This is a genomic window from Legionella lansingensis, from assembly GCF_900187355.1.
In the GTDB taxonomy this organism is placed as follows: Bacteria; Pseudomonadota; Gammaproteobacteria; order Legionellales; family Legionellaceae; genus Tatlockia; species Tatlockia lansingensis.
Genome location: NZ_LT906451.1, coordinates 1,829,449 through 1,843,904, shown reverse-complemented (window position 1 = coordinate 1,843,904; position 14,456 = coordinate 1,829,449). Strand labels below are relative to the sequence as shown.

Below are 14,456 nucleotides of genomic sequence, written 5' to 3'. Positions count from 1 at the left end.
TTCGAGGTTCTAAGAGTGGCAATCAAGTAATTAAATTAAAAAGCTAACTTCAATTGCTGCCAGTATTTATTGTAGAGGGCCAGGGTTTCTTCGCCAACGTCACGCTGGAAATAGCCATGTTTAAGAACCTCATCAGAAGGATAGACAATAGGATTCTTACTAATTAATTCTGGTAAAAGAGCTCTGCTTTTTAGGTTGGTGATGGCGTGGCCCTCTGTGAGAGTTATTTTTGCACCGACATCGGGTCTGAGAATGAAGTTGATGAACTCATAGGCTTCCTTTGGATGAGGCGGGTTTTTAGGGATGGCAAGGCAATCCACCCAAATAACGAAACCTTCCTTGGGGTAATTAAATTTGATTTTGTTGTTTTCTGCCTGTGCTTTGAATGCATCGCCATTCCAAGCAGTACCTGCAATTGCATCCTCATCAATCATGATTGCTTGGATGCTATCACTAGCAAACAATTTTATGTTGGGCACAAGTTGTAGCAAATGATTGTAAGCGGCTGCAATGTGCTCTGGATTAGCATCATTGGGATCAAACCCTAAGCTCATTAACGCGATGGCAAAGACTTCTCGTGAGTCATCAAGAAGCATCAACTGTTTACGCCAGCGCTTTTGCCAAAGGTCACGCCATGCTTTTGGGGGATTAGTGATCAAAACCTGATTATAAAAAATGCCCGTGGCTCCCCAAATAATGGGTACGCTGTAGCGATTTCCGGGGTCATAATCGTTATGAGTAAAACGATTCTCAATATTTCCAATATTTGATAATTGATTATGATCGAGAGCTGAAAGCATCCCTTGCTTTCGCATGCGCTCGACGAAATAAGCAGACGGTAGGATGACATCATAGATGCTTTTGCTACTTGCCTTTAATTTGGCATACATGGTTTCATTACTGTCATAGGTGGAGAAATTTACAGTAATCCCTGTTTGATGTTCAAATTGTTGAATCACTTTTTTAGGAATTTCACCACCCCAGGCATAGACATTCACCACCCGTTGTGCATACAGCAAATGACTAGCTAGAAGCAATATCAACAAGAATAGCAGACGATTCATGCAGCTCTCCCGGATAATCGGTGGGAGATAACCACCAAGATCATGGAAAGAATTATGGTGATGGTACAAAGGGCATTAAGCTCGGGAGTCACCCCAGCTCTTACCAAAGAATAAATGGTCAAGGGTAAAATATTAAATTCGGGTCCGGCTACAAAATAACTAATAATGACGTCATCAAAAGATAAAGTAAAACAAAGCAAGAACGCGCTTAACACAGCAGGCCATAAGAGTGGTAGTAAAATTTTGATTAGCGCTATAGAACGGCTTGCACCCAAGTCCAGGGCACTAAAATAGATATTCGGATCCAAGGTATGGATCCGGCTATTAATGGTCAATACAACAAAAGGTATACAGAAAGTAATATGAGCAATCAATAGACTGAAAAAGCCAAGAGGTATGTTGCTTAGATTAAAAAAGATAAGTAAAGCAACGCCGAGAACCAAATCAGGAATAATAATTAATAAGAGCAACATAGCATGCAATGAACGACGTTGGTTGCTGCGGAAAAGAAATAAATTAACGCAAGCCAACAAGCCAATGATGGTCGCAACTGTCGAAGCACTAAACCCTAAAATCACTGAATGGATAAAAGAAGACCATAATCCACGGTCATGAAATAGTTCTGCATACCAACGCAAAGAAAAGCCATGCCATTGTAAAGAAAATTTGGCATTATTCACCGAATAGATAACTAAAACCAAGATTGGAAAATACAGCATTAAATAAACAAGAATAAGGAATAGTTTTTGGGTGGTTGTTTTCAATGTAACTCCTTCTTATTCTGACGTCGAAAGAGGATCAAGAGGAGTAACAATAGGGCAGTGAGTATCATACTGGTTGCCGAACCCTGGGGCCAATTTCCAAGGACCAGAAACTGATCCTGGATTAAATTGCCTAACAAGATGGAACGTGCTCCCCCCAATACGTTAGGAATATAAAATAATGTCATCGCTGGTAATAAGACTAAGAGACAGCCTGCTATTACGCCACTGGCCGTGTTAGGCAAAAACACACGGAAGAATATAGCTGACTTACTAGCGCCAAGATCTTTGGCGGCTTCGATAAGTCTAAAATCGAACCGCTCCATATTGGTAAAGATAGGCAATACCATAAAAGGAAATAAGTTATAAATTAACCCAGTGAGGACGGCGAAGTTCGAGTAAAGTAATGATAATGGGCTATCAATAAGATGTAGTTTTAAGAGAAGAGTGTTGAGGACTCCTTTTGCTTTAAGGATGGCAATTAAGGAATAGGTTCGCACGAGAGAACTGGTCCAAAAAGGGATAATAATCAACAGCAACAAGAGGGATTGCCGCTTGGATTTAACCAATAAGTAGCTGAATGGATAGGCAAGCAAGAGACAGACCGCAGTGGTTAGAAGAGCAATAAAAATAGAGCGCAGAAAAATCTTCAAGAACACTGGGGTGAATAAGGTCGTATAATTCTCGATTGTAAACGGCAGAGATACAAGATGCACATTATCTGTTGATAAAAAACTAGCCAATAGCATCAGACTTAGCGGGATGATGCTAAAGACAATAAGCCAAGTATAAATAATGTACATGGAGATGGATTTAGCCTTCATGTGGCAATAAAACCTCCCACCCCATTAACCAATGTACCCATACTGTCTCATTCAGTGAGTACTCCAGTTTGTCATCGTCTTCATCAAAAAACTCAGAGGCATTAATGATTTTTCCAGAGGCTAACTCTACCTTGAGGTCAACCGTGGAACCTTTATAAACAATATCGATGATTTTTCCAGGTATCATTTCATTGGTGTCATCAACCTCTGACAAGCTCCAGACCCGAATATCTTCTGGACGAACGATTAAATGGAGCTTTTGACCTGCTCGGTAATGATTGGTGTTCTTACAATGTAACTTAATCGCTTCAACCTCAGTTAATAAGGTTTGCTCATCTGTCTCTAGAACGTCAATATCAAAAATATTGGCTTCACCGATAAACTTAGCTACATAAAGATTTTTAGGGGTTTCATACACTTCTCGCGGTGTCCCTATCTGTTCTATGTGTCCATGATTAAAGATCACAATTCTATCTGACATAGAGAGCGCTTCTTCTTGATCATGGGTGACAAAGATAAACGTCATATTTAGAGCTTTTTGCAGTTGTTTTAACTCATACTGCATTGCTTTTCGTAATCGATAGTCGAGGGAACTTAAGGGCTCATCTAACAATAGAACTTGCGGGCGGTTAATAATGGCGCGCGCGATAGCAACCCTTTGCTGTTGGCCGCCACTTAATTGTTTAATATCGCGAGCAGAAAAGGCTTCTAACTGCACAAGACGCAGTGTTTCTAGTACACGCTCATGAATTTCTTTTTTATCAACACCACGACAACGTAGAGCAAAAGCCACATTTTCAAACACGGATAAATGAGGAAACAGGGCATAACTTTGAAACACAGTATGGACATCACGCTTTTGTGGTGGTAAGTAGTTTACACATTGACCATTGATATAAATATTGCCTGTTGTAGGCTGTTCGAAACCAGAAATTAAGCGCAAAAGCGTAGTCTTACCGCAGCCTGAGGGTCCAAGCAATGTCAGAAACTCACCGTTATAAACAGATAACGTTATGTCCTCAAGAATCGTTGCTGTTGCATATGATTTAGAAAGCTGTTTAATGTCTATGAGTGCTGTCATGTGGTTGATTATCAAAAGGACAAATTATGGTGTTTGCTGGGATACTTGTCCAGATCAATGATGTTTTAAGATGATAAGTAATACTGAGGGCCAAATTCTTGACCCAGTAGCACTGACCAACTAAAACATCATTAGGGGTCGAATTGTAAGGTACATATTTCAGAGATACCACCATTATTACAAATGACGACTCCTCTTTCATCCATGGTCAACACCCCACCTTGCCAGAGACAGCATCCTTCAAGTTTCTGTAAATCCATAACGGCGTGGCGTGTGCAATAGCAAGAAGAGTAATAACCATTATTGCAAACATAACGACCAGCAGAGGAATCACAATAACTGATACCTCCCATGGCACCGCAGCAATTCATTTTATCACATGTTGGTATGTACGTTGTGGATTCATCGCACACATAAATGTTCTTCACAAAGCCGAAAGCAAAGCCAAAAACAGGCACCAAAAAAAAGGAAATAGCGATGAATAACTTACACAATAACCGCATGTGTTCATTCCAACAATTGAGATATGTTTAGAATAACATAGGTACAAGTAAAAAAAAGCTCCGTAGCTGAGTGAAGCTACGGAATGCTTTGTAGAAGAGTTTTATGAAACAATGCACTTATGACATCCAGCTTGATTTTCTGTCATAAGGGTTAGCAATGACTCTATTTGTTTTCTCTCTTTTGGGGTAAGCCCCATTTTTCTAGAGCGCTCTTGCAATATCGAGATAGGTGAGCTCTGATAGTAATCCTTAAGATTAGGATCAAAACTATAATTTCTCCAGAGATAGGCGGCTGTTTTATAGGCGCGACCTTCCAAAGCGGCATGTAATGGTGTTTTACCGACGATGGATGTACTCGCATCAGTTGGATCTATTATATCTTTAGCGAGTATGGTTTTTACAGTATCGAGATCATTGTGGCGTGCGGCCACCATGAGATCGCCACGTAATTGATTTTTTAGACGCGCTTGCTTGCCTTTGGCTAGATCCAACGTTTTATCATTGGCTAAGCGATTAAAAAAGTGACAAGTTTGCGCCGTTCGAGCTAGAGTTTTAGTATTCAGTAGTTTAAAAATACCAAGAAGGGTTTCTTCAGGAAGGGTATAAAAGGACATAAGGGTTAATCCGGTTAATTTATAACGCAGCTATAATACATTTTGTTCATTAACTTAACATTAAGAGTGCTATTTGATTATCTCTGATAAGATCAGTAATGAGATACGAACCAGAGAAAGAGACATGAAGCTCAATTTAAACATTCCTATCCCCGCTAGAAAGGGGGTTTCTGCCACAACGATTTATCTTAAACTGGTGGCAAAGGATGCAGAGAGTCTCACAAGCAAGCCCTATGTGTTTATTCTACCAGGTGGCCCTGGTGCTAATCATTCACACTATGTTAGCTATGAAACGTTAAAGGATGTTGGTAACCTCCTCTTCTATGATCCACGGGGTTGTGGATTGAGTGAAAAGGGCGATGTGCAGAGCTATACCATGCAAAATTATATTGCCGACTTGCAATATGTTCAGGAATATCTGCAACTTAAGTCAGTCATTGTCATCGGCAAATCCTATGGCGCAATATGTGCTCTTGGTTATGTGCTCAAGTATCCACAATTGGTATCCAGATTAGTCTTGGCAGCGGGTTCACCTAGTCATAAAAATATAGAAACCGCCAAGCAACATTTATTGTCACGTGGAACCAAGGAGCAACAGGAAATCGCTGAAAAAGTATGGAATGGTACTTTTGCCAATGAAGATGAGCTTGAGGAGTACTTCACCATCATGAGAAACCTTTATTCTTATAAAGAAAGACATGGCATACCCACTGAACACGTCGCAGGGGAGTATCCTCATTGTTATGAGGCTTTAAACCTTGGGTTTAGGACTTTTTTACAAGATTTTGATTTTGAACGTGATTTAAGTAAGATTTTATGTCCAACCTTAATCCTCGTTGGTGAAGAGGATTGGATAACGGATAAAAAATATTCTCAATTGATGGCAGCCAAAATCCCCCACAGTCAGCTTAAAATTATCCCCCATGCGGATCATAAAATCGAAGTGGATGCTCCGGAGCTTTTCTTTGGCAGCATTAGGGAATTTATTTATGAGGGAACTCAGGCTCCAGAGGTACGACCAGCCACATAATAAGATAAACTAATATGGCTGAGCCACCAAGTAATAGAAGGAGAATAAAAATTAATCTCATCACAGTAGGGTCCATGGCAAAATATTCAGCCAACCCTCCGCAAACGCCAGCGATCATTCTCTCTTTACGCGAACGATAAAGTCTTTTAGGTGATTTAGATAATTGTTTCATGTTACAGCCTTTAATGACTATTGCCAATTTAGTTAGTATTCTAGCTATGGTGATGCAAAAAGAGAATGATTATGTTAAACGCAATCGGTTATTGTCTCATTTATTTACTCTTGTTTTTAGCTCCGCAGGCTATTTTTGCTCAAGATGCATCACAAGATCTATGTCAAGTCGCTTTGGAAAAAGTTTATGACAAAGATAGTGACAACGACGATCTAATTGCAGTCGTTAAGGTGAATACAACCAAGGATCGACTTTATTCAGCGACGACTGATATCAGTAAGGATTGCACTCATTTCACGCAGTTGCTCTCTGTTAAAGATCCGGATGTAGTTAAGGGGAAAAATGGTCTTTGTATGGTTTTACCTGCAGGAGAACTACAACCGGGTTTATGCAGTTTACGGGTTACTCTTTGCGTCTCGGAAGAGGATTGCCAATCACTTGACATCACGCTAAAGAAAGAAAATGAACATTACATTGCAGCAGATCCTGCTTATTCTGAAATAAATTTTCAGTGAGTGCGAAGATAAGACGGTATTTTAAAAAAACAGTAACTAATCGATATTTTTTAAAGTATATTACAGCTTTCCTTAACAAAGACACTACGATGCCACATAAACACAAACTTGTTCTTGGATTTGCACATTGGGGTAACACAGAAGTTCCTATTACTAAAATGATAGAAACAGTTAAATTTGCAGTAGCAAAAGGGATTGATGAGATTGATTGTGCACCTCACTATGGTGATGGCGCTCAAGAAAATGTCTTGGGTGTCGCTTTGTTATGTTTGCCCGAGGATGTTCGGGCACGTATTAAAATTTCGACGAAAGCTGGGCGAGTTATTGACCCTAATAGAAAATCAGAAAACAGTAATGGTTTCACCAACAGTAATGGTTTCACCAACAGTAGTGGTTTTTCCCAAGTTTTTGACTATAGCAAAGAGGGTATTGAAAAATCGTTTGGTCAAAGTCAATTGAGAATGCGTTTGTCAAGAGTTCATGCTTTGTATTTGCATGATATCGATAAAGGCACTCATGGGGCTATGCATGACTCTCATTTTCAAATATTTGTTCAGGAAGGCTATACTGCATTTGACATATTAAAAGAACAGAAAAAAATTGAAGTTGCAGGAATAGGTTCAAACGATGCTGAAATTTGTGTAAAACTCATTAAAGATGGTCGCTTTAATATTGACCGCATCATGATAGCCGGTTCTTATAACCTTCTTAATGTTTCTGCACTTGATGAATTATTCCCTCTTTGTAAAGAAAAAAATATCAAACTTTATGTTGCAGCACCCTATGGTGGTGGATTGTTAAGCGGTCAAACTGGAAATACTTTCTTTCGCTATGAGAAAGCTAATCCTGTTCTTCTTGAAAAAGTAGAACGAATTAAAGCTATATGCGAACAATATAAGGTCACGCTACCGCACGCTGCCATGCAATTTGTACACATGCATCCACAAATTGAAAAAGTCGTTGTTGGTGCACGTACCCCAGAAGAACTTGAAGCATCCTTGGAATATGCCTCTAAACCAATCACACCAAAATTTTGGGAGGCATTAAAAAAAGCAGAGCTGATACCCGCCAGCACACCCGTATCACCACTCAAACTCTCAGCATTAGCATCATCAGTGTTTGCAAAAGCAAAAAAGGAGCAGGAAATATCAACAACAAATTTATCAGAAAGCCCACTTTGTAATTAGGCAACGTCCCTAAAGTTTTTATTACCTCTGAACTCAAAGCCCCATAACTTAAGGAAATCCAAGCATGTAGGCTGGGCTGAAAAGCCAGCAATGAATGTGAATCGGAGTATCATTGCTGGGCTTTTCAGCCCAGCCTACGGTTTGGGTGCTAGAATATTTTCTTTAAGTTGACGTCATTGCGTGAACGGTTACTTTGAAGAGTATGATGATGTTTTTCGCGGGAGAGGGGGCCTTGAGTTCGGAGGCCATAAAATTTTAGGGACTCTGCCCAGGTAATTCTAATTAAACAAAGGAATTGGGCTAGCAACATCTGCATACTTCCATGCATTTTTAAACTCGGCATCCACTTTATTGGCTTCCTCGTCTTCTCCCAGTGCTCGCAAGGCTTTAGCAAGCCCAAAAAGTGCCCAACCATTGTTAGGGAATTGTTTTAGAGTTTGTCTATACAGTTCCACGGCTTTTTTAGGATTGCTCCATTTCAGATAAGCATCTGCAAGCATCTCTGTAACAGGGAAATACCAATCCGGAGGTTCATGATAGTGCATAGCTTGTTGTGTCTTCATTGCTAATTGTAGGGAAGCTAAGCTTGCTGCTTTGTCACCTTTGCTATTCGCAATCTGAGCATGCAATATAGCCTGAGCAATTTTCAAAAGAGAAATGCTATCGTCTTGTAAGGTCTTGTCCGCGGGGCCACTGGCAATAATTTTATCTAAGTGAGCTAATTCATCTGTCGCTTTAGCTTCATCCTTTGTGTGTACGAACGCCATTCCGCGGCCATAGTGCCACATGCCAACCGCATATTGGTATTGATCCTGCGGTTTTGGCTCAGCTAACAGCTCTTTCCACATGCCAAAGCGGGCTTTCACATAATAAGGGATAGGGATAAACCATTGCAGTTCTGGTTCATTTTTTAACCAATCAGGGAAAGGAGGAGCAAGCATGGATTGCACCGCTGACAAGGCAAGTGCTTTGCGTCCTTCGATGGTGGCAGTGCTTCTTAAAAAATCATAATTATGAAAATAAAGGTAATTAATCTCTGGTTCAAAACCTTGTTGACGGCAAAGGCTATTATAGATGTTGAAGGCATGAATAGCTTGTAGATTAGAATTCGTGCTTTCGTGATATTTACCTGTCCGGAGATAAATATGAGATGGCATATGTACCAGGTGTTCTGAGCCGGGAACAAGAGTCGTTAGACGATCGGCATTGGGGAGCGCTAATTCTGGCGTAGGAGATGCTTCTATTACATGAATGTAGAAATGATTAGCCCCAACATGGAGCTCATCATTTGCGAGAGCAGCTTCTAAGACAGAAATAATTTCGGGTGTAACGGGATTGATTTTCCCCGTACTATCCCAAAATTTCCACTCGATTGTTTCGAATAAAGCCCACGCATAGAGTGCTTTCATATTATTATCTAATGGGTATTTCTTAACCAGTTTTTTCATGGCATTTGAATAATCCAGCATCTCTTCAGGCGATGATTTGTCAAACGATGTGTTAGCAGTATGACAGCTAAACGTACCTGTTTTGCCGGGTGATATAGGCTTTGGTAGATGCTTAAAACGCAGTGCCAAGGCATTAATATAATCTTGCTCAGTTTCAGTGACAAAATTCCTCAGTGAAACTGCTTTATGAATAGCTGTTCTTGCATCCTGATATTCCTTGCCTGTCATGGGTGCATTCATCTTTGAACCTAGAGCTAAGGCAAGTCCCCAGTAGCACATAGCACAATTAGGGTCTAATCTTGTTGCTTCTCTGAATGATCGTATGGCTTCACCCCATTCAAAACCATAAAATAGGATCATGCCTTGATCAAAAAAACGTTGTGCAAGCGAAACCTTTGTGGAAATGGGAAAATGAAAACTACCTAGGTTGTCGAATAGAGGAGCTTGTAACTCAACCGTTGTTTCCTTGGCGAATGTCTGTGAAAGGCAAAATATCATTGCCGAAAATAAAATGAGTTTTATGCGCATATATGTATGAGCCTATTCTTCCAGTGCAGCAATTTTGTTGCCTAATTCTTGTAAGTCTAACTCAACAGACTCAATTTTTTGAAAACGTTGTGTTATTTTTTTGGCTGATGTGTTCACCTCGTTAACGTCTTGGTGTGCCTGATCAATATGTTTGGATAATTTATCCATGCGTTTTTCAAAGCGTTGAAAATCATCAGCAAGTGCGTGTAGGTGTTGCTGAATAATATGAACATGCTTGCGAGTTTCATCATCTTTTAGCACTGCCTTTGCAGTGGTTAATACCGCCATCAGGGTGCTTGGTGAAACCATCCAGACCTTTAAGCGTTGTGAAAGAGCAACAATTTCAGGATAATTTGCGTGTATCTCAGCAAAAATTGCTTCCGCCGGGATAAACATGACAGCACCATCCGCTGTTTCATTGGGAATAATATATTTCTCAGCAATATCTTTAATGTGTTTTTGTAAATCCTGGCGAAATTGCTGCTGCAACGTTTTTCTTTCTACTGAAGAAGCATCTGTATTCATCAATCGCTGATAGGTCTCTAAAGGAAACTTGGCATCAATCACAACATTGCCAGTCGGCTCTGGTAAAAACAAAATACAATCTGCTCGCTTTTGATTGCTTAAAGTATATTGCATGCGATAGTGGCTACTTGGAAGGACATTGGCAATAAGCGTTGATAATTGAACTTCACCGAATGCCCCACGAGCTCGTTTATCCACTAAGACATCTTGTAAGTTCACCACATGGGTTGATAGTTCTGTTATTTTTTTCTGAGCTTCGTCAATGATTGTTAGTCGTCTCACAACATCGGTAAAGGTTGCTGAGGTTTTTTCAAAACCTTCTGTTAGTTTGTGATTGACTTGTTGAGTCAGGCTATGCAAGTAACTGCGAATCTCTTCTGTTAGTGATTGTAGATGAGAGGTCAGGGCATCAGCATGTTGTTTAAAGCTATGGTTCATTTGCTCTCGGACATCAGCCATTTGCCGTTGTACCGTTTCACTGATTAATTGCTGACTACTTAACTGACCTTGAATAATTTTCTCCTGAATATGATGCTGGCTACCCTGATAAGCGTGTTGCAAATCAAGGTGAAGTTGATGCAGTTGTGAGATAAAGAGCTGCTGGGTTTTTTCAGATTGCAACGCAATAAGAGCACGTTGATTCCTCTGACTAAAAATGAGCCAGAGAATAAGCAAAAATTGAAGGGCAAGTGCGATAGCCATACCCTCCATCACGGAGAACGAAGATAGAAAAGCCATATTAACCTAACGCTGTTAATTCAATTGGTTGATTGTGCTCATATACTGGTTTTAATTGACCAAAGTCAATCAAATGCAGATAGCCAACATAGTAGGGTGCTTTATAGTCACTTTTTAAATCAGAATCAAATGAAAAATGGATATCGTGTTTTCCAGGTGCTAACCAAGCTGCGGACTGAACTGTTGTGATGGGATGCAGAGCACCTTGAGCATCACTGCCAAAAAGAACAGCCTCTACCGCATAGCGACTTCCTGTGGCCACTTCAACCTTCGCAGAAAAAGAAAATGGTTTTCCGATTTGCGTTTTAATCTTACGAATAGCGGCAGAAGGAATGACATAGGAAAATGCGGTATGTGCATGTCGAACAATGGTTTCATTGTTAATAACTGTCGACGTTTCTACTTCAATGTACCAATTTTCGCCTTGACTGTTTTTATCAGATTGTAAGTCAACTTTCGCCTCATAAAGATTATCGTTTGTTTGCTTCAGATTAAGTTCGATTGGATCGCCTGTCGGACTGATTAATGTCGCATTGATGTCATCAATAGGATAATTAAAATCCTTGTCACTTAAACGGACAGTTAGCTTTAACTGATCACCATGGCGATACCGTGCCTTGTCCGTTTCAATTTTTAAATAGGTTGGGGCGTCTTTATCATAAACACTGATGATAAAGGGGCCTTCATTTCCTTTTAGGGTTCCGGGGGTGCTACTCAGTATAAGTCTGCCAGCCCCTACTTCTTCTTTGAGTTGCAAGGCTAGGAGCCCGTCACTAAAGACAGTATTCTGTAAGCTTTCATCTTTAGAAAACAGACTGGAGGCTTCTTGCAGCTTGAGCTTCTCCCCCTTGTGGCTTGTGATGTAAAATTCGGGTTTGCTGGTTAATTGGCTTGCTGAAGTGATATGAATAACGGCACTAGGAGCTTGAGTATAAATGACAACTCCCTTATTTAATTGTTCTGCTGTTGCTTTTATGCGAAATTTTCGACTGATTCGACTATGAATAATTTCTTCATCAAAAGGCTTATCCTCTGTGAGCCAACTAGTGTTCAACTCATCATGTGATAACCCTTCGCACTGTTTGCAGTCATAGGGGGTAACGGGGGCCGTGGGTAAAGTTATCGCATGTAATTGAGTAAGCCACAGGATGGATAAAAACATTAAATGACGAGTTTTCATTGTGGCACTCCTTGTGCGTATAGGTCATTGCGAAGAATCTGTTCGAAGTCAAAACAGTTATGACGGCTTTGATTGTGGCTTAGCGGAATTCTGTCCTTGGTTTTCTGAACGTCATAGAACCAAATTTTCCCCGCAAGGGCTTGAGAACTGCAATTTAGAAAACCATCAGAACAGTCTGCCAAGTAGGTTTGTGTCAATTTTAATCCTGCATTAAGAATATAACCGTTACAATAACTTGCCTTTGTAACTGGGGAAGCGGTGACATCTGATCCAATAACAACCCGAAATGGCACGGGAAGGGAAGGACGGCCTGGAGTACCAAACAATATTTCTGCATTGAACAGCGCCATATCAGCGACCCGTTGTTGTTTTACGGAATTATTACAGTAGCCAAGTAACCAACCTACGGCTGATTCAAAACTATGTCCCTCCATGACTTCATCTGCCAAGGGAGTGCCACCACTTGAGGGAGCAATAGCGATGACTTGATTTATTTTTTTGGTCAGTATCGCATAGCGAGCATCATAGCTAGGGTTGGATAAAATCCAGCGAATGACATTGGCGCCATTGGAGTGGGTATAAATGATCAGCTTTGTGATTTGTTTTGTGTTAATGAACTCAATAAGTTGATCAGCAACACAACCTGCAGCAGCTTCATGCCACATGTATTCTCTAAAGTCGCAGGCCAGCACGATGTGATTTTCATAATTAGGTAGTGCATTGGCGAGGGAATTGATGAATTCTCTTTTCCAATATCCCCCATCAGCATCTTCACGATGGTCATTGGTACCATGTATGAAAGCTATACCCATGTTTTCAGTGAGCGGTGAAGCGTAGACCCAGGAAGTAAAAAGAAATAAAAAAAGATAGCTGAGAAGCCGTTTCAAGTCCATTTGTTTCAATTCCTTGTTGAAAACTCAAGGCTATCTATAGCATACCCTTACTGAAGACGGCAAGTAGGGGCATTAAAGAATGAGCAAGTTATATTTTGCTTATACAAGCATAACGGTGTCATCCTCTTCTCGACCGGTGTGCAAATAGGAACCTATTAATAGACACATATGCTAATTGCACTACCAATTTTTTGGGACATCAGTTGGATTATTGTCATCATCTCCTCGTTTTCTCTTTCTATTGGCTCTCTGTTTATCTTGTACTGAACTCCTCTCGATTTTATTTGAGAAAAACCTATCTTCATTTGGATTATTTTTATCCAATTCCTGTGTATTGCTAGTCTTGTTGCTTTGAGTCTCTTGACGACCTACCCGAAAATAGGTTCCTTGTTGTTTGAGAGAATTAAATACTAATTTGTATCTTTGCAAACGTTTTTTAAGAGCTTTGCTTAAATCATAACCGTGATCATCTATAAAAATATTGTCTGAAATCTCATCAATTGTCTCATCATTGATAGATATAATTTTTTCAATAAATTTTTTTATCTCGACAGGGTTGCTAAATAATGTTTCAAAATCCTTGTTTATTCGATTTTCTCTTGATTTATAATCAATATATTCAGACATATACTCTGGGTCAGAATCGCAACAAGCTGAAATTTGACTGAGGAAAAACTTGCTCACTAAATTGTACATATCACTGATAGTATAATCAGACGTGATTATTTGTGGGTGAAAGCTATTCGCGGGATCAATTCGAACTGCATAATAAGAATCGCCTATCTTAACAAATCCAAAATTGTCATCATCCCAGTCAATCTCACCAACAAATTGACAGGCTAATAAAAGAAAAGTTAATCCATGGATCGGTGCATCAATCATTTTTCCATGATACCCCCCTTCTTCATTCCAATTGAAATATAAATCTTCTCCGGAAAGAGAACAAACCTCAGACCATGGTTTAAAGCCTTTTATTTCTTCACTTACTCGAAAATATTCATTGTTTCTTGTCGTTGCCAAATAAACTCCTGGCTGTATATTTCCTAAAATTAGCCGAAGTAATTGACCTGAAAAAACGGCATATTCTGCTTGTAGTAAAGAAATGTTTTTTATGTTTTTTAATCTTAGAGTAGCTCTGTTGAAATTATTTTTTGATGCATAATACACATTCTTTTCTTCATCTTGATATTTCTCTTTGAATGGATTATTTTCTGGACATAAATTGATAAATTTTACTTTTTTTTTGAAGTTATAATCTAATATTTCAAGTTTTTCGTTCATGTTGTTCACTTGCAACAAATAAAAACAATATATTTAGAAATCAACGTTTAAATAATAGATCATTAGAGACAGAAAATCCAAAAAATCTAACTGGGGGAAAAATTTCGATTTT

At 39.6% G+C, this 14,456-nt stretch carries 15 protein-coding genes; 3 read left to right on the top strand and 12 right to left on the bottom strand.

What is annotated here, in order from left to right:
- Positions 1-35: 35 nt before the first annotated feature.
- The 6 genes from CKV79_RS08395 to CKV79_RS08370 all read right to left on the bottom strand — a co-directional run bounded on the left by CKV79_RS08395 (position 36) and on the right by CKV79_RS08370 (position 4,847).
- The gene (locus tag CKV79_RS08395) at positions 36-1,064 is read right to left on the bottom strand and encodes an ABC transporter substrate-binding protein (protein WP_028374268.1); all 1,029 of its coding nucleotides are present in this window, start codon (positions 1,062-1,064) and stop codon (positions 36-38) included.
- A complete protein-coding gene (locus CKV79_RS08390) occupies positions 1,061-1,828 on the bottom strand; it encodes an ABC transporter permease subunit (protein WP_028374269.1) in 768 nt (255 codons plus the stop codon). Before CKV79_RS08390 ends, CKV79_RS08395 begins: the two co-directional genes overlap by 4 nt.
- Positions 1,825-2,649 (bottom strand): ABC transporter permease, encoded by an 825-nt coding sequence (locus tag CKV79_RS08385; protein WP_028374270.1) that lies wholly within the window; start codon positions 2,647-2,649, stop codon positions 1,825-1,827. The genes CKV79_RS08390 and CKV79_RS08385 overlap by 4 nt, the downstream gene beginning before the upstream one ends.
- A complete protein-coding gene (gene potA / locus CKV79_RS08380; RefSeq protein ID WP_035916315.1) occupies positions 2,639-3,730 on the bottom strand; it encodes a spermidine/putrescine ABC transporter ATP-binding protein PotA in 1,092 nt (363 codons plus the stop codon). The genes CKV79_RS08385 and potA overlap by 11 nt, the downstream gene beginning before the upstream one ends.
- 131 nt (positions 3,731-3,861) lie before the next feature.
- Positions 3,862-4,233 (bottom strand): hypothetical protein, encoded by a 372-nt coding sequence (locus CKV79_RS08375; RefSeq protein ID WP_051546290.1) that lies wholly within the window; start codon positions 4,231-4,233, stop codon positions 3,862-3,864.
- 101 nt (positions 4,234-4,334) lie between these two features.
- On the bottom strand, positions 4,335-4,847 hold the full coding sequence (locus CKV79_RS08370) for an F-box-like domain-containing protein (RefSeq protein WP_028374272.1): 513 nt from the start codon (positions 4,845-4,847) through the stop codon (positions 4,335-4,337).
- Between the two features lie 124 nt (positions 4,848-4,971).
- Between CKV79_RS08370 and CKV79_RS08365 the strand changes: the two genes are divergently transcribed.
- On the top strand, positions 4,972-5,877 hold the full coding sequence (locus CKV79_RS08365) for an alpha/beta fold hydrolase (RefSeq protein WP_051546294.1): 906 nt from the start codon (positions 4,972-4,974) through the stop codon (positions 5,875-5,877).
- On the opposite strand, the gene CKV79_RS08360 is transcribed toward CKV79_RS08365, so the two are convergent.
- Complete coding sequence (locus tag CKV79_RS08360; RefSeq protein ID WP_081778132.1) at positions 5,831-6,049, bottom strand: PspC domain-containing protein; 219 nt, start codon at positions 6,047-6,049, stop codon at positions 5,831-5,833. The genes CKV79_RS08365 and CKV79_RS08360 overlap by 47 nt on opposite strands.
- A 71-nt stretch (positions 6,050-6,120) precedes the next feature.
- Here CKV79_RS08360 and CKV79_RS08355 point away from each other — a divergent pair, with 71 nt between their 5' ends.
- Together CKV79_RS08355 and CKV79_RS08350 are read left to right on the top strand one after the other, a co-directional pair.
- Positions 6,121-6,564: a hypothetical protein gene (locus CKV79_RS08355; protein WP_035916318.1), complete on the top strand. Its 444-nt coding sequence runs from the start codon at positions 6,121-6,123 to the stop codon at positions 6,562-6,564.
- 89 nt (positions 6,565-6,653) lie between these two features.
- Entirely contained in the window at positions 6,654-7,751 is a 1,098-nt protein-coding gene (locus tag CKV79_RS08350) for an aldo/keto reductase (protein ID WP_028374274.1), read from the top strand.
- A gap of 278 nt (positions 7,752-8,029) precedes the next feature.
- Here CKV79_RS08350 and CKV79_RS08345 read toward each other — a convergent pair whose 3' ends face one another.
- The 5 genes from CKV79_RS08345 to CKV79_RS08325 form a co-directional block, all read right to left on the bottom strand.
- On the bottom strand, positions 8,030-9,727 hold the full coding sequence (locus CKV79_RS08345; protein ID WP_035916321.1) for a tetratricopeptide repeat protein: 1,698 nt from the start codon (positions 9,725-9,727) through the stop codon (positions 8,030-8,032).
- A 12-nt stretch (positions 9,728-9,739) separates the two neighbouring features.
- Positions 9,740-10,990, bottom strand: a complete 1,251-nt coding sequence (locus tag CKV79_RS08340; RefSeq protein ID WP_028374275.1) for a DNA recombination protein RmuC — start codon at positions 10,988-10,990, stop codon at positions 9,740-9,742.
- A gap of 1 nt (position 10,991) precedes the next feature.
- Entirely contained in the window at positions 10,992-12,170 is a 1,179-nt protein-coding gene (locus CKV79_RS08335; RefSeq protein ID WP_028374276.1) for a DUF4785 domain-containing protein, read from the bottom strand.
- Entirely contained in the window at positions 12,167-13,063 is an 897-nt protein-coding gene (locus CKV79_RS08330; RefSeq protein WP_028374277.1) for an alpha/beta fold hydrolase, read from the bottom strand. The genes CKV79_RS08335 and CKV79_RS08330 overlap by 4 nt, the downstream gene beginning before the upstream one ends.
- 180 nt (positions 13,064-13,243) lie before the next feature.
- Positions 13,244-14,344 carry a hypothetical protein gene (locus CKV79_RS08325; protein ID WP_028374278.1) on the bottom strand — a complete coding sequence of 367 codons (1,101 nt, stop codon included), beginning with the start codon at positions 14,342-14,344 and terminating at the stop codon, positions 13,244-13,246.
- Positions 14,345-14,456: the final 112 nt, after the last annotated feature.

Bases quoted from the DNA above. Each gene is read 5' to 3' on its own strand.
- CKV79_RS08395 (WP_028374268.1), bottom strand. From the start codon at position 1,064: ATGAATCGTCTGCTATTCTTGTTGATATTGCTTCTAGCTAGTCATTTG.
- CKV79_RS08385 (WP_028374270.1), bottom strand. From the start codon at position 2,649: ATGAAGGCTAAATCCATCTCCATGTACATTATTTATACTTGGCTTATT.
- potA (WP_035916315.1), bottom strand. From the start codon at position 3,730: ATGACAGCACTCATAGACATTAAACAGCTTTCTAAATCATATGCAACA.
- CKV79_RS08375 (WP_051546290.1), bottom strand. From the start codon at position 4,233: ATGCGGTTATTGTGTAAGTTATTCATCGCTATTTCCTTTTTTTTGGTG.
- CKV79_RS08370 (WP_028374272.1), bottom strand. From the start codon at position 4,847: ATGTCCTTTTATACCCTTCCTGAAGAAACCCTTCTTGGTATTTTTAAA.
- CKV79_RS08365 (WP_051546294.1), top strand. From the start codon at position 4,972: ATGAAGCTCAATTTAAACATTCCTATCCCCGCTAGAAAGGGGGTTTCT.
- CKV79_RS08360 (WP_081778132.1), bottom strand. From the start codon at position 6,049: ATGAAACAATTATCTAAATCACCTAAAAGACTTTATCGTTCGCGTAAA.
- CKV79_RS08355 (WP_035916318.1), top strand. From the start codon at position 6,121: ATGTTAAACGCAATCGGTTATTGTCTCATTTATTTACTCTTGTTTTTA.
- CKV79_RS08350 (WP_028374274.1), top strand. From the start codon at position 6,654: ATGCCACATAAACACAAACTTGTTCTTGGATTTGCACATTGGGGTAAC.
- CKV79_RS08345 (WP_035916321.1), bottom strand. From the start codon at position 9,727: ATGCGCATAAAACTCATTTTATTTTCGGCAATGATATTTTGCCTTTCA.
- CKV79_RS08340 (WP_028374275.1), bottom strand. From the start codon at position 10,990: ATGGCTTTTCTATCTTCGTTCTCCGTGATGGAGGGTATGGCTATCGCA.
- CKV79_RS08335 (WP_028374276.1), bottom strand. From the start codon at position 12,170: ATGAAAACTCGTCATTTAATGTTTTTATCCATCCTGTGGCTTACTCAA.
- CKV79_RS08330 (WP_028374277.1), bottom strand. From the start codon at position 13,063: ATGGACTTGAAACGGCTTCTCAGCTATCTTTTTTTATTTCTTTTTACT.
- CKV79_RS08325 (WP_028374278.1), bottom strand. From the start codon at position 14,344: ATGAACGAAAAACTTGAAATATTAGATTATAACTTCAAAAAAAAAGTA.